This window comes from Herbaspirillum sp. Her3, assembly GCF_057961275.1.
This window is the reverse complement of sequence record NZ_CM176328.1, coordinates 5,093,866-5,108,838: the sequence shown is the minus strand read 5'-3', so window position 1 is coordinate 5,108,838 and position 14,973 is coordinate 5,093,866. Positions and strand designations below refer to the sequence as shown.

The window sequence follows — 14,973 nt, the reverse complement described above, 5'->3', positions numbered from 1 at the left end:
CCCGATGGGCGGTTGAGGGAATTGTTGGAGTACTAATTTTATATGGCGTTAAGGCTTTGACGATATTTTTCTGCGTCCCAATTCAACAAATCGCCAATCTGTTCTGCCGTTAGCGGCGCGACCTGGCTGGCATCCTTGATCCGGAGTGCCACGTCAGCATAGCAAGCCAGCATGGCATGTTGTCCGGCAGAAAAATTGTTGCGCACAAGCACGCCGCGGCCGGGGACAATGATGCATTCCGGCATCTCGCCTGACGCGGGCGGCTGCTCCCAGGGAGCATCCAATATCGTGGCATGGGCGCCAAGGAAGACTGCATGGTCGGGATACATGACCCACGCGGTGGCCGCAAGCTTCAAACAGGCGGCGTCCGTCGCCAATGCGTGGCAGCGGGCTTCTTGCGGCAGGCTGTAGCCGAGATGAGCCCATTGCGCGGCGAGGGTGTCGGGCTCTGTTGCCGGCGGGGCGGTACGTGCAGCAAGGGCGCAGCGCTTGATGACTTCCACACGCAGTGCATCGAGCTGTTCCAGCGTATCGGCCGCCACGACCAGTCCGTGATTGCCCAGCACCAGGATATTGGGCGCCTGTGCGCCTGCGATGGTTGCCGTCACGGCACGGGCCAGGTCGGGACCTGGCTTGACGTAATCGATCCAGGCCCAGTCCAGGCCGGCCAGCCGCTGCTTCAATTGTTCCTGCGCATCCTGCGTTACCGCGTGGGCGATGACCTCGACGGCATGGAAATGCACCACGAAGCGCTGAGGCAAAAGTGCGTGGAGGCAGGTCTCTATCGAAGGGCGCAGAGGTGAATCGCCGATGCGCGCCGAGCTCAGGTCGCTGGCGCCATTGGCGATCAGTTCCAGGGTACGCGAGATGGAGATGGGGACGAAGATTTCTTTGGTCTGTGCATCGGACAACCAAGTGCCGGAGGCTTTGATCCACATGGTCCCGTCCTCTTTCCACGAGGCATTGCCCCCTGCACCTTGAATCAGCATGGGGTCGGCGCCTATAGCGGCTGAGTAGGCGAACACTTCCTGGCGAATAGTCATGTTTTCGTTGGATTAATTAACGTCGATGAAAAGAACAGCGCTGTGACGGAAGCCACCGTATTTCCGATCATGCGGCAATGAGGCCGGGCGGGAATTCTTATACTTGGGATTAAGCGGGGGGCTGTCTGAGGACATTGCTTGGCAACGATAGCCGTTCAAACCGCGTGCTTTCTATGCCAACACTATCGTCTTATCGAATAGTGTAGTCAACGTCGAAGCTATTGCTTGGATCTGCCATGTAGAACCATTTACAGTCCTCTTGGACCAAGCTTATTTTAAGTAAGTAATTTGCTGGATCTTTGGGCGGCTCAATCCGGATCGGCAAGCGAATCGTCTCACCAGGTGCGAGTCGGTCACGCAATGAGGTTCGCAAGCCATCCTTTGCAACGGATCCACCGGGTACGTTAATCCATTGGTAGCTCGCTGCAATGCCTCCCTTGCCACCATACGGGAGGAAATCTTCCTCCCCCGTGTTGCTGATCTCGACCTCCAGCCATACTTGTGTGTTACCGCTCAAGCGTTGCCACCAGCTACTTCGGGGAATTTCGATCGAAACGGGTTTAATGTGTGCAGCGTAGCGCTTCAAACAAGCTGGCTGTGAGGATGCGTACTTGATCGACTCGCTCGCTATCGTGGCACTGTTCACATGCCACAAGAAGCTCAGGCCAAAGAGGATGAAGCAGGAAAAGCTGATGATTCTGGCCCAAACGCCAACCCGGCGGTATTGCAGCGCTGCCAGGAAAGGAATGACAAACAGGAATATATTCGCAGCTTTCCAATAGCCTGTTTTGTCCATCATCACCGTAGATCCGAAGCAAAAGTACAAAGCGACGATGGGCAGGAATGGAAACACAATTCCCAATTGCGTCACCCGCCCCGCCTGCAGAACTGGGTGTGCGCCGCAATGGCCACGAAGGAAGGCTACAAGGCAGCACGCCGTGGTAGTCAGTAGAGTAAGAAACAGCAGAATGCAGGCCATTTCCACGCGTGAGTTTTTATTCCATTCCCGCACACCAGTGACGGGTGCGAGCATGTACTCCAGCGATGCCTTAAACGGAAAACCCAGGATGCCGAAGGCCTGATCCGATGGGGCCAGGTTGAAGCGGATTCGAATGAATATCTGCCATGCCAAAAATGCTGCCAGGGGAACGGCCTGGTACCACTGGCGTTTGATTACTTCAGTGAAAATATTGGAAAGTGGCGTCTTCCCCGAGTCTCTTTCACGAAAGTTGAGGAGTGCCTCAGCAAGAATGAGCCCGCATGGAACCAGTATGTAGACCTCACGCGACAAGGCCGCGAATGTAATTGCTATTGTATAAAGCGTCTTTCGCTGACTCAGCAGGCAGACCAGTGCAATGATCAAAAGGCCGTCTGCAGCACCATCAGGCAGGCCGTGCAACTGAGTAATTTGCGGGCCCATGCCCAGCGCCCACAGCAGAATCCAAGAGGGATTCATGCCCCGAGAACTCAGGAATGACGCCCCCAGAAGCGTTGCCAGCGTGAGGATGACCAAGTTTGTCAAATAATAGGTCCAAGGATTGACCCAATCTTGACCACTTATTTTGGATGCGAAATAGGCAAGCAGCGGTAACCCGATACGTTGATATCGATAGGCGTCAGCGTCCACATGTTTGATGGTGTCACCCAGGGCGAGCGGGTCATTGGCAATATAAAAATAGAATTGACCGTCCCAGCCCCCCGTTTGATCATCCTTGAATAAAGGCGTAAAGCCGTGGGCGGCGACTTTGTCCGGGACGCCGAACATTTTTGCCGGCAGGAAGATATGATCGAATTTTCCATTTAAGGTACCAGAGACATAGGTCATGGTCAGCAATAGCGTGACCAGCACGAACACTATCGTGACCCCAAGCGGCCCATACCGTTTTCTCTGATACCGCACTTTCATCTTCCAGCTTGCTCGATCACCGTTTTCAGCAAAGCCCGCAACTCGGAAAATTCTCGAATCACAGCGTCCGGCTGCGTCGTACCGGTGCCGGTATCAACGCCTGCGTGCACCTTCTGCAGTGTCACTGCGCCAATGGCTTCGCGTCCACCCTGGATGTCATTGACCGGATTATCTCCAACCATCCAGATGCAGTTGCCCTTGGGCTGCATCTTTTCCAGCGCGATCTGGAAGGGGGCTGGGTGGGGTTTGTCGAAACCGGCTTCCTCGCTGGTGATGATGTAGTCGAAGTAATGATCGAGACCGAAGTAGACGATCTTGCGGAACTGGATCTGCGAGGTGAGGTCCGTGACGATGGCCGTCGGAATGCCGGCCAGTCGAACATCATCCAGCATTTCCTTGACCTCATCGAACAGGATCGCATTACTCAGGAAAGTACGCCAATAGGTCTGCTCGAAGTCCAGTGCCAGAAGTACCTGCGAGCCCAAGCCGATGATCTCCAGCATGCGCTGAAGGTACAGCAGGCGGCTGTGGGAACTGGCCGTGTGCTGCAGCCGTTCCTTGATTTCCTTTCTGGCCTGGGAAAAGGCAGCATCGAATTGAGCAGGTTCGATGGAGAAAGTGCGGATGACTTTGTCACGGACCGCCTTTGTTGCCGCCTCATGCGCCGGGTTATAGGGGTACAGCGTATTGTCGGTATCGAAAAGAATCGCGTCCGGTACCTGCTTGAATTTTTCTGGATTGAGCAACTGCATTATATGAGCCGTTTCTTTAATGCTTGGTTGATATGTGACAAACTGATGAGCTGCATGAGTCCCTGCACGCCCTCATCCCAGTGAGGTGCCGTATCGAGGAATTCCCAGATGTCCGGGAACAGAGTCTGTGCGGCCAGTGCAATGTCCTCGGAGGATGTTTCTCCTTCGATGGACAGTTCCACCTCGCTACCATCCGAACTGACTGACATGTCCACATGCAGGCCGCACACGCCCACCAGCACGCGCAACAGCGATTCCTCGTTGAGGCCATGACGCGAGCGGGCTACCAGTTTCAAGCGTAGCGGGTGGCGGCCATCTGCTTCTTCCAGCATGCGGGGGTGGATCGGCTGTAGCGACAGGACCAGATCGGCATAGGCGAGCTGGGGACGGACGAATTTTGCCGAGTCAGCCTCGCGCTTGGCCAGCGAAGACAACACCTTCTCGACGGTGTGGCCACGTTTCTTGACATCGCGCTCCAGCTTGAAGTGGCGGCGCAGACCCTCGTCGATATCCAGATAGATCGACAGGTCGTAGCATCGGCGCAGGATAGGCAGGTGCAACGCATGCAGGCCGCTGGCGATGATGATGTCATTGCTATCGATACGATGAGGATGGCTGCGCTGTCCGCTGGTGTGATCGTAGTGACGCGACTGGATCGGCTTGTCGTTGGTCAGGGCGATGAGATCCTTGGCGTACTGCTCCAGATCGTTGGCCTTGGGATTGAGATGCGTCATGACCTGCCACATGGGCTTCTTGCGATCCCACAAGTGATAGTCATCGCCAGACAGATTCACTACGGAGTGCTTGCCAAACAGCCCTTCTATGGAGGCGACCAGCGTGTCCTTGCCTGCACCTGAGTCACCCGCGATACCGATGGCGAACGGGGTGCGGCTCCGCCGGAAATACTCGTCACCAGCCACTGCCTCGCGCCAGATGCGCAATAGCAGCACCAGTCCGAGAGCGAATTGGAGGGTATGGAGGATGCCGGCCCCCTTGGCTCCAAGCAGTTGGTCGGCGTAGGCAGCAAATTGGTTGGCGATATCCATGCCGGCAATAAGGGGTCGCTGGGTCGCCAGAAAGACGCTGGCCACGTAAAGCAGGGTGAAAGTCGCCGTCAATGCCATGGCGATGCGGCCACTGATGGCCTGATAGCAGACCAGCAAGGGCATGATCCAGATGAACCAACCTGGCGATGCCGGTGTCAGCAGAACGACGAGGAAGAACGACATGCCCAGCAGCACATTGAGTAATTCGAAGCTGATGCGGCGAATGCGCCACGTCAGGTAAAGCATGAGCAGATAGGCCAATGGCAGGATGTAGATCTGGTCAGCCGTTCCTCCCATCTGAACCACCAACTGGTAGATCTTGCTCATCTCCGGATTGCTCAGCAGCATGCGCATGCCGTCCTGCGAGAAGATGAAGGGCAGACAGGTCACCATGAGCGCCGCCACCAGGCCACCGGCGTAGTCTCCCAGCAGGTGGCGCAGCGAGCGATTGCGGTGCAGGTAGACGAAGAAGAACGGGATGGCCAGTACCATGCTCAGCTTGGCCGACACTGCAGCTCCGCACAGAACGCCGGCATGGATCGGCTTGAGCTGGCGCAGGAAATAAAGCGCTAGTAACAGCAGGGCGACCGGGATCAGGTCGTTGTAGCCCAGCCAGTAGGTGGCGAAGAGGACGATGGGCGACAGCCAGTAGCCCAGCAGTACCAGTCGTGTGCCAGGCTGGAACAATTTCTGCAACGCAAACAAGAGAGTGACGTCGGCGGCCAGCAAGGTCAATCCATAAGCTGGATAGGCACCGATACCCAGTAGGTTGCATAGCCAGGTGAGCGGCAGGAAAGCCAGCCACATCACATACCCATAAGGGAACGCGGCACTAGAGCCGCCGCTTGCCATGAACGCATGCCACGGATCCATTGTGAAATGACGGGTGGTGGCTTCCAGGAAGGGAACGTACCAGATCGAGGCTGCCTGCGGCAACACGAACAGCAGCATGACCAGGCGCAGTGCGAGGCCACCCATGAACAGGGGAGAGTTCAGCAGCTTTTTCATCGGCTTTCCAGGGCTTCCCACAGGTCAGGGCGTTTGGTGCAGACGGCATCGACCTTGATACCTCGTTGCTTGAGCAGCGCATGCATCGCAGGGATTTCCTTTTCGGCCGGGCGCGCCTGCAGTTCCGGGGAAACCAAGCACAGCTTGAATCCGGCCTGCTGAAGTGCCTGCGCCTCATCGCCTTGCAAGGCTAGATGGGTAAAGCAGTCCACCCATACCCAGTCGATTTTGCCGGCCAGGGTTAGTGCCGTGGCAACCGATTCGAATTCCGAGACCCGCACGGCGCAGCGGCGTTCGCCTTGCCGGGACCACTTCACCAAGAAGGGAAAGGATTGGTCGAGGAAGAAGTAGTCCGTGATGCCGCGCTCTTGCATCAGCTTGATGAGTGCAGCTTCTAGTCCTTCTTCCTTGACGTTGAGTATCAGCGTGCCGTGGCGATAGGCGTCCAGCCAGCGCTCGAAAGATTCGCCTTCCACGAAGGGATCATGGTGAATCACCATGCGTTGGCCAAAGCTGCGGATATCGACTTCGATGCCGTATTCTGGCGGAGTGGCTTCCAGCTCGGCGATGGTATTCTTGCGGTGGGCGATCAGTTTCATGGTTTGAGCGATTTCTTGAGTTGAAGGCTGAAATCGATGGTGCGGCGGATGAATTTGCGTTTGGCAGCCCAGTTGACGTTCCAGTGTGATGTCCCGTGAGCGCGCTCGCCAAAGCGCACCGGGAAGCGCAGGACGTCGAGGCCGCTCTGTTTCGCCATGAAGTAGGCATACAGATCCAGCGAGAAATCATGCGGCGGGTTGTCCCAGGTCTGGAAGAAGCTGCGTGGAAAGATATTCGGCTGTGCGTTGATGTCCCAGAGTGCCTTGCCCAGCAGGATTGTTTCGAATGCGCTCATGCCCATAGTGAATATGACGTCAGCGAGTGGGCGTCCGTATCGGCGTCCTTTTACATAGGCTGGGCGGCCATGGGTGGCGAGCAATTCAAGGGCAACCAGTGCATCCATCGGATCGGTCTGCATGTCGGCGTGGGTCCAGCCGATGTACTCGCCCTCGGCGGCTTGCAGGCCGCTGAGAATGCCGAAACCATAACCTTGATTGACTTGAACGCGCAGGCTGCGGCAGCCGGGATATTGGGGAAGCAGTTCCTCCAGTACGCGAGGGGAGTCGTCGGTCGAACCGTTGTCGACCAAGAGCACTTCCACGCCCGGATGGGCTGCAAGCTGGCCGCAGCGTTGCAGCAGCAGAGGCAGGTTGGCTGATTCGTTGTAACAGGGGATGATCAGGGTGAGCTTCATGGGGATACCGAAGGGGCCGGACGCTTAAAGACGAAAAATTTCATACCGAGGAAATTCAGGACCGCAGAACATCCCGTGGCCAGAATGAATGCGGCACCAATGCCTAGCTGGTTTGTGCCCGCCAAGTGCAGAACGCCCGAATTGATGCAGACGTTGATGCCGAGAGTGCAGGTATAAAGCAGCACGAAGCGCGGGACGCTGCCGCCGGACTGGGTGTGGCGGAAGGTCCACAGGCGGTTGGCGACGTACGCGAAGATCGTACCGGTAAGAAAACCAATGGTCTTGGCTGTGGCGACATCAAGGACTCCACTCCAGAGCAGCAGGCGGTAGGTGCAGAAGTCGATGACGACCGTGAGCAACCCCACGAAAAGGAATATGCTCGCCTCGCGCTTGATCAAAGCTTTCGCTCCGGCAGGCTGGGTGCTGTTTTGGCATAACGCTGATCCAGCGCTGATACCTGATCTTTGGGAACATGCCCGTCAAGCTCCAGCCGGTAAGGATGACCGGCCCATTTGTGGAAGCACGACTGCCAGTATTCAAAGGTGCGCAGGTCGTCGGGCGTTCCCCAGGACATGAAGTGATTGACTTCGAAGATTCTGCAATCCAGGCCAAGCGCCAGTGCGTCGTTGATGCAGGTGTCAAGGTAGAACTCACCGTTGACGCGTGCGTCGCGTGCGATCATGTGCTCCACGCAGCGGCGGACGGTGGCACCGTCGCGGAATGTGAAGGTGCCCAATACGACCGGGTCGGTCGCCGGGGAATCAAGCGGCACTTTTACCGAGATGTTCTTGATGCGGGTGCCTTCGGTACTGATCCAGCCATACATCTGTGGATTGCGGAGAGCGTGAGAGTGACCCCGAATGGCCCAGACGACCACGTCAGTCCCCTCGTCGAACAAGGCCTTGAGCTTGCTCGCTTCATACAATGAACCATAGTCGCAGGCGCCGAAAGTAACGGGGCAGGTCTGCGGACCCGCTTCCGCTTCCAGAGCCTCCAGTCCCAGCAGTGCGGTGCAGGCCTGGCCTTCTGTAACCTTGTCGACGGTCTTGATCAATGTGTTGGCGTAGGAGGTGCTGAGGGTCTCGGATACCTCTTCGAAACCTGCCATGTCGGTGCGCAGTACGAAGGCATGACGCTCTGCGGTAGGCAGATCATCGGTTGCCTGAAGAACCATGGGTTTGCCTGATACCGGAATCAGTGGCTTGGTAAGCGTGTATCCTTCCCGCGCGAAGCGCTGGCCCAGCCCCGCCATGGGCACTACCACGGCACCTCCCAGCGGCTTGTCACGCAGGGGCCCGATCAGGCTGCGGAAGGTGGCAGCCCATCCAAGGTATTCGCTGACGTCGGCCGGGGTGCCCCATTGCATGAAGTGTTGCAGTTCATATACACCCACTGGCAACTTTCGCGCCAGTAGTGGCTTGTAGGCCAGGCTGACGTAATACTCGCCGTTCACGCTGAGGTCGCGCGCGACGGTTTCCTCGAAGGCTTCCAGCATCAACTGGCCGCTCGAGAAATAGTAGGTGCCACTGGAGGCGTACTCCTGCATGCGGTTGTCGGTGTAAGGCTGCTTTTCCTGAATGTCCAGCATCCATCCATCTGTCTCGCGCATGTAGGCGTAGTTGGTTGTGCCCAGCGTATGTGGATGGAAGCCTTTGTAGGCGGGAACGGCGCCTGCACATCCCAGTTCCTGGACCCATTGTTTGAAATGCGTCCAGTCCCAATAGCAGGTGAAATCACAATAGTTGATCACCACCGGGCTGTCCAGCTTGACCCATTCTTTTGCCAGAGTCACCGCATGAACCGGGCCGAGCTTGTGCGCCGGGATCGCAACGATCCTGCCACCAGGGCAGTAATGCTGCAAAATCTCTCGCATCCGATAGCTGGGCTCTGCCAGATGGTCTTCGTTGCAGACGAAAATGAAATCGGTCTCGCCCGGGAACATATCAATGACATGGCCAATGATCGGCTTGCCGTCGATTTCGATGAGGGGTTTGGGTACGGCATAGCCCGCCTTGCGGAAGCGTTCGCCGAAGCCGGACATCGGGATGATAATTTGCATGGATTGACTATTGCTGAATATCAGGCTGATCACGTAGACCAGCGGTAAAAACAAGCTGTTTTAGCGGAGGCTTACTGCACTGGTTGGCGTAGAGTAAGTGCCCCCTCTTGCTCTCGCATATCCCAGAAAATCAAAGCTTTAGTTGTTATTGCAGGGGCGTCATCCCGCGTCGAGACGCATTATATATTATCGTCTCATATTCTCCGCCATTTTAGAAACGCCTCTACCTAAGGCTTTTACCGTAGCGGTAAATTATTCGAAATTATCTTGAGATCCCCCCGATTGCCTCAAGGCCGGGGGAGGTGCAGCCCGGCGAAAGCCAGAACTCGTAATCAGGAAAAGACGCCGTTTTGCGTTCTGACAAGGGCGGAAGGAAATCTTGCCAAAGCAGGCTAGACGGTTTTTTCGGCGTGCCATACGTTGGGCGGCTGATGATAACGAATGGCTCAGCTTTGGCGATGGCGGCCCGGGTTGCGGGCAGTTGTGTCTGGTAGCTCAATACTCCCGTTCGATTCTGGTCGTCTGTATCAGGGCGGTGGTAGGCGATCAAGGAATCAAAGATGACCAGCGCCCCTTGTCCGCAAAACTGTCGGGCCTGCACTGCCAAGCCCGGGGATTGTTCCAGGGAGTGCAGCAGCAGTGCGCGCTTGTCAGCTTCGATACGGATATTCGCTCCCGCTTGGGGAATCCCGGCCAGCAGGGCGACGGCCATGGAGCTCGTGACGAGCCAGCGGTTCCCCCCTCTTCCAGATATCCATACCAGTGCTGAGGTACTCAAAGCCACGACGGGCACGAGCAGATACCAGCTCCATTGCAGACTCTTGGCCTCAAGCAGAAGCAGCAGCGAAAGCGAGGCGGCACACATGACGGCGGCGGGCAAGGCTACATCTGATCTGAGCATCTGACACCCGCGCAGAATGAGTGAAAGGGCCAGAAGCAGCGTCGCCGCGACCCAGCAAGGGGCACCGGGGATTAATGCCAGCAGGAATACTTGGTCCCAGCTGTAGATCGCATGCGCGTTCATGCTTTCCCACAAATGAGAGGGAGACCAGATCGCAGGCGGCGTCGGCAAAGCGAGAATGGACTTTGCGGTGACTACCACTCCGCCTGCTATCCAGCAGGCCAGCCAGGCGGCGCCTAGCAGCGCGGCCATGCAGCCGCCAAGCCTTTTCAGGGCGCCGTGACGACCACCGCGGACCACATAGACGAAGGTTGATCCCAGCAAGAACGGCAGGCAGAGCAACTTGATATAGGTAGCCAGGAAAAACCACGCCAGACTGATTTGCGCCGAGCGTGGATGGTCTGAAAACAAGGCAGCGAGGCCAAGGCAGATCAACCACAGGATCATGAATTCCGGCGAGATGATCTTGCCGTAAAAGACTAGTAGCGGCGCGAGGAAGATGGCAAGCGTCATGACCGCTGCGTGGCCGTGGCCGTATCGTGCTGATAGCGTTCGCCAGGTACACCATGCCGATAAATATTTGAATAAAAGGAAAAGGCCTACCAGCATCTTTACGGGATTGATGTCGAGCAACATGGCCAGACGCTTGCCCGCCAACATCGTGAACCAGAACGGGTGCCCGTATGGCCCCGGAAAACCTGAAGGAAGTGAGTATCGCAACGGATGGTCGAGATAGCGCTCGAAGCCCTCAAGGGCGTCGAGCGCCATGGCTTCGTCGGGGACCGCAGCGCGTAGCATGGCCAGGGAGTCACGATAGGACAGCAATAGCAGCTCAAGCAAGTACATGGCTGCCAATACAAGCGCAAACAGTACAGCGGCTTTTCTGTTAGCGGCCGTAGTGCGTCTCAACAGGTCGGCGTTTGCTGGCGTTGCTTGGCTCATTTGATCGATGCAGTTTCCGGGTGGAGGTTTGCGGTCAGTTGCAACAGCTGACCCAGGAGATTGCGGGCGCTGGTGTTCCAGCTGATCCAGGAAGTGTTTGCCTGATTGGACGCGTTTGTACCGCTGTGCTGCCGCGCGATCTGATCGTCGATCACTGCTGCCAGCGATGATGGTGCCGAGGCGTCGAAATAGCGGGCATCGTGGCGCGCGACTTCCCTGAATACCGGGATATCGCTGCAGATCACCGGTACGCCACGCAGCTGCGCTTCAACAATCGGCAACCCGAATCCCTCAGCAATCGAGGCGATTACCAGACCGCTGGTCTTGCCGTAGAGTGCAGCCAGGTCGCGGTCGCTCGCATCATTGATAAAGAAAAGACGGTCGTTGAGCTTTTCGTGCTGGCGTATCCGAGCGGTGATAGCGTCGTTTTTCCACCCGAAGGCACCAACGATGACCAGCCGGACATTGCTTCCCCGTTGCCATAATAATTCGAAGGCATCCAGTACGCATTGGTGGTTCTTGCGCGGTTCGATGGAGCCAACCATCATGAAGTAACTCTCATGCTGGCTCAATACCTTGATCACAGGATCGCGTTCGTCGAGCTCGGCGCCCAGATAGAAATGGGTGACATGCTCGGTAACGGGAAAAGGATAGCCAGATGCATTGCGCCAAGCCAGATATTCCTGCTGCACGGTTTGTGAAATGCACGCCACTGCATCCACGCGGCCCGGTACATTGGTCCACCAGCCTGTATGAGCATGGCGGGTCGTTTCTTCCACGGTCTCGGGATGTGTAAAGGGGATCAAGTCATATAAGACGGCGCAAACAACCCCACCCTGTGCCCGGAATGCATCGATTTTTTCCCACATGGCATTGTCCCAGGTTGAATCCAGCAGCAGCAATATCGCGGGTGCACCCTGCGCATCACGCGGCTGCAACTGATACGGTACCGGCAGCGGCCGCAGCTTGCGCCAAAGCGTTCGAACGCCTTGGCGCAGCCTATCGTAGAGCCCTGACCGGAGGCGGCGATGCAGCGCCTGTTCAATGCGGCGCGTCAGCGAACGTCTTGACGCGGTTGCCGGAGCATTTGCGGTCCTGCGTGGGGTATTGAGGTGTTCAGCCGATACGGCCTGAAATTGGTCATTGGTAAAGTCGACAAGGATTGTTTCCACCCCTGCTATCTCGGCGATTCCCAAGGTTTCGCGGCAGATGCTGCGTACGACACGCTGGATGCCGGTATGCACGGTCAGCCTGGAAGTGGTGCCACATTCAATGTATAGAAGGCGTCGCCCGGTGGAGTCAGCTGGTTTCATGCCGGTTTCTTGCATTTTAGATAGATCGAGATGGTATAGCTCGCCGAATTACGGAAGAACCACGAGCCAGAGATTTCGCGGTTCTTTTCCGGGTCATGATCAAACGAAATGTCGTTCGCATAGACGCTGCTGTCGAAGCGCTGGTGCAGGCACATCTTGGATGCTTGATTCGCCAGGGACAGTTTTTGTTGGTCGTAGTCCGGCACAAAGTGATACATCAGCGCGTCATAGCTGTCGGTAACCAGCATGTCCACGTCGGTGGGTACGGATGTCTTGTAATTGACCGTCAGGTGCAGAGGCAGTCCGGATGTTGCAGAGGTATAGCGTTCCGGCAGGGCGATGCTCGACTGCGGTGGCAGGCTTTCTGCAGCTTGGCGGATGGCGCGCTCGTTGGCGAAGAAGCTGGCTTCCCCATGGTTGTACACACGGGTGGCGATGAACGATATGCCGTTGACGATCGTGATGGCGCATACAGCGATGGTCACGCGGCGGCGCCAGCCGTGATGTTCAAGTGCGAGGCCTGCGAGCGCGAACACACAGAACAGGCTGAAGCCGGCGGAATAGGTCGGGTTGTAGTAGCCGGACATCCAGAATGCCACGAATCCGAACAGGGGGAATGAGAGGAAATAGCGCTGCTTCCAAGTGCGACCAAAGAACGGCAGGACGATCATCAGCGCCCACAGGCTGTTTTGCACCAGCTCGTGCGACAGCCAACCCAGACGCGATGGCCACAGCCAGCCATAGAGGTTGGGATTGTGTGCGGTGTCGTTCAGGAACTGAGGAGAGCCCTTGAAAACTAAGGCTATGAATTCCCGCAACGGCTGGCGTGGGCTGGATGGACTGTTGAGCGATGCGACCAGTGCAGGCCCAAGGGGCAGTCCTAGCCACCAGGCTCGCAGGGCGACATTAAGGACGGCGCCTCCCAGCAAGCTGGCAGCTACGGCAATAGCCATCGAACGTCTCGGCCTGACGGGCCCAAACATAAGAAGATAGCCCACGATGTAGGCACAGGCAAACCAGCTCAGACGGTGGTTCATGGGCAATAATGCGACCAGTGCAGTCAGTGGCCAGGCGCGCGCCAGTCCGATCCGTTCAGTCCGAGCTAAAGCAAAGACGGCCAGTGCAGCGCAGCACCACCAAGCGGCCTCAGGGCGTACACGCACGAAGACGAAAATCGACTGGTAGCTGCAGGCAAATACCAACCACAACAGCAGCGCGCGCGTGGCACTGACAGGACTAATTTCGGCCAAGGCCTTGAGTGCAAACATGAAGGTCAGTCCACCGAGTATGGCCGAGGCAATGCGGGCACCTGATGGACCTGCCCAGAGTTGTTGCAGCAAGCCATAGAACAGGTTGTAGAAAGCCCCCGAGTCGTTGCGCAGACTGACGGGAATGGCCTCATAGTAGATCGCCTCGTCAGGATGGAAGTCGATATGGCTTGACATCATGGCCAGGAAAATCGCGAGCAGGATGCCCAGGCATGGCGTCAGCATGTCGGGACGGTGGGATTGATTCATCGTGCACTGTTCTCCATGCAGAAGGCTGCGTAATTATTCGCGACGGTCTTGAAATGCAGTTCGGTGTCGGCCCATGCGCGACTGGCATGCTTGATCTGAATATACTGAAGGTCGCGGGTGGCCAAGGTTTTGATCAACTGCGTGAGCTGTTCGAGTTCTTCAGGCTGGTCAGGGACAATCTTCTTTACAAAAGGTGGCAGCTCCGAATACCAGGCGATATCGTTGACGATGGTTGGCGTACCTGCCTGCAGCGCACGCATGACCACCGCCGAGGTTTCCCCCATGGACGGAAAGCGCAGTGCGGTGACGAGGTCCAATTCTGAAAGCAAGCTGATGAATCTGAGGTCATCGACTCTGCCGTGCACATGGACGCGATCAGCATGGGGTGAGTTGAGCATTTGGTCTATCAGCGGGCGCGACTGAGCATTGATGCTACCTGCCAGGTGTAGCTGGAGTTTTATGTCTTGTGTCATGAGTGCGGACACCGCCTGCCATACGAGGTCAATACGCTTGTGAGGGTCAATGCCGCCCAGCATGCCAATATGGAAATCTCCGTCCGACGAGCCTCTGTGAGGAATGACCTCACGATACAGTTGCGGTATAGAGAGGCAAGGAAGGGCCGGAAAGCTTGCCTGAACCCGGTTCGCGGAGAAGCGTGAATTGGTGATCAGTCCGGTGGCGTGCTGAACTGCCTCCTCGAAGAACGGGATGTGCATGACCGCCGGCGTGTTCCATATCTGGCGACCTAAATGTGATGCTTCCGATGCCCAGCCTGCGATTCTGGGTCCGTACCACTTTGCCAGAGTCGAGCGATAGAGTGTGGGTGATCCCTTCAAATGCAGGATCCATGCCATCAGGTGATGCAAGACGAGGTCATGCAAATGAATGACGCCTGGATGGCTAGCCAGCAAAGGTAACTGGAAGATGTGGAAGCTGGAATTGTTGCCGAGTTGGTAGATCACGCTGTCGAAGTGAGCTACCGTGGTGTCGCACAGAAATTCCGGTTTCTGGAAGCTGACGCCCGGCAGTTCCTTTGGTGATGCGGCCTCTGTAACGACGGTGAGTTCGCAACCCTCCTCCAGCAGCCCCTTGGCGAGGTCGTACGCATAGTCAGCAATCCCTGTGTGCTGAGGAGGCCAGGGAGTAACCAGGCAGAGCCGTGCGGGTAATGAGAAAGCAATCTTCATGGTGA

Annotated in this window: 12 protein-coding genes; all 12 read right to left on the bottom strand. The window is 56.8% G+C overall.

Annotated features, from left to right (window positions below):
• Nucleotides 1-38: 38 nt before the first annotated feature.
• The gene (locus tag ACVC5H_RS23235; protein WP_489620075.1) at nt 39-1,043 is read right to left on the bottom strand and encodes a class II aldolase/adducin family protein; all 1,005 of its coding nucleotides are present in this window, start codon (nt 1,041-1,043) and stop codon (nt 39-41) included.
• Nucleotides 1,044-1,233: 190 nt separating this feature from the next.
• Nucleotides 1,234-2,892: a hypothetical protein gene (locus ACVC5H_RS23230; protein ID WP_489620074.1), complete on the bottom strand. Its 1,659-nt coding sequence runs from the start codon at nt 2,890-2,892 to the stop codon at nt 1,234-1,236.
• Nucleotides 2,893-2,945: 53 nt separating this feature from the next.
• Nucleotides 2,946-3,701, bottom strand: a complete 756-nt coding sequence (locus tag ACVC5H_RS23225) for an HAD family hydrolase (RefSeq protein WP_489620073.1) — start codon at nt 3,699-3,701, stop codon at nt 2,946-2,948.
• Entirely contained in the window at nt 3,701-5,755 is a 2,055-nt protein-coding gene (locus tag ACVC5H_RS23220; protein WP_489620072.1) for a uridine kinase, read from the bottom strand. The genes ACVC5H_RS23225 and ACVC5H_RS23220 overlap by 1 nt, the downstream gene beginning before the upstream one ends.
• Nucleotides 5,752-6,354 carry a phosphatidylinositol-specific phospholipase C/glycerophosphodiester phosphodiesterase family protein gene (locus tag ACVC5H_RS23215; RefSeq protein WP_489620071.1) on the bottom strand — a complete coding sequence of 201 codons (603 nt, stop codon included), beginning with the start codon at nt 6,352-6,354 and terminating at the stop codon, nt 5,752-5,754. Before ACVC5H_RS23215 ends, ACVC5H_RS23220 begins: the two co-directional genes overlap by 4 nt.
• Nucleotides 6,351-7,049 (bottom strand): glycosyltransferase family 2 protein, encoded by a 699-nt coding sequence (locus ACVC5H_RS23210; RefSeq protein ID WP_489620070.1) that lies wholly within the window; start codon nt 7,047-7,049, stop codon nt 6,351-6,353. Before ACVC5H_RS23210 ends, ACVC5H_RS23215 begins: the two co-directional genes overlap by 4 nt.
• A complete protein-coding gene (locus ACVC5H_RS23205; RefSeq protein WP_489620069.1) occupies nt 7,046-7,447 on the bottom strand; it encodes a GtrA family protein in 402 nt (133 codons plus the stop codon). The genes ACVC5H_RS23210 and ACVC5H_RS23205 overlap by 4 nt, the downstream gene beginning before the upstream one ends.
• On the bottom strand, nt 7,444-9,108 hold the full coding sequence (locus ACVC5H_RS23200) for an NTP transferase domain-containing protein (protein ID WP_489620068.1): 1,665 nt from the start codon (nt 9,106-9,108) through the stop codon (nt 7,444-7,446). Before ACVC5H_RS23200 ends, ACVC5H_RS23205 begins: the two co-directional genes overlap by 4 nt.
• A gap of 262 nt (nt 9,109-9,370) precedes the next feature.
• Nucleotides 9,371-10,951 (bottom strand): hypothetical protein, encoded by a 1,581-nt coding sequence (locus ACVC5H_RS23195; protein WP_489620067.1) that lies wholly within the window; start codon nt 10,949-10,951, stop codon nt 9,371-9,373.
• Nucleotides 10,948-12,264: a glycosyltransferase family 4 protein gene (locus tag ACVC5H_RS23190; RefSeq protein ID WP_489620066.1), complete on the bottom strand. Its 1,317-nt coding sequence runs from the start codon at nt 12,262-12,264 to the stop codon at nt 10,948-10,950. Before ACVC5H_RS23190 ends, ACVC5H_RS23195 begins: the two co-directional genes overlap by 4 nt.
• Nucleotides 12,261-13,781: a hypothetical protein gene (locus tag ACVC5H_RS23185; RefSeq protein WP_489620065.1), complete on the bottom strand. Its 1,521-nt coding sequence runs from the start codon at nt 13,779-13,781 to the stop codon at nt 12,261-12,263. Before ACVC5H_RS23185 ends, ACVC5H_RS23190 begins: the two co-directional genes overlap by 4 nt.
• Nucleotides 13,778-14,968, bottom strand: coding sequence for a glycosyltransferase family 4 protein (locus ACVC5H_RS23180; RefSeq protein ID WP_489620064.1), 1,191 nt, complete (start codon nt 14,966-14,968; stop codon nt 13,778-13,780). Before ACVC5H_RS23180 ends, ACVC5H_RS23185 begins: the two co-directional genes overlap by 4 nt.
• Between the last annotated feature and the right edge of the window lie 5 nt (nt 14,969-14,973).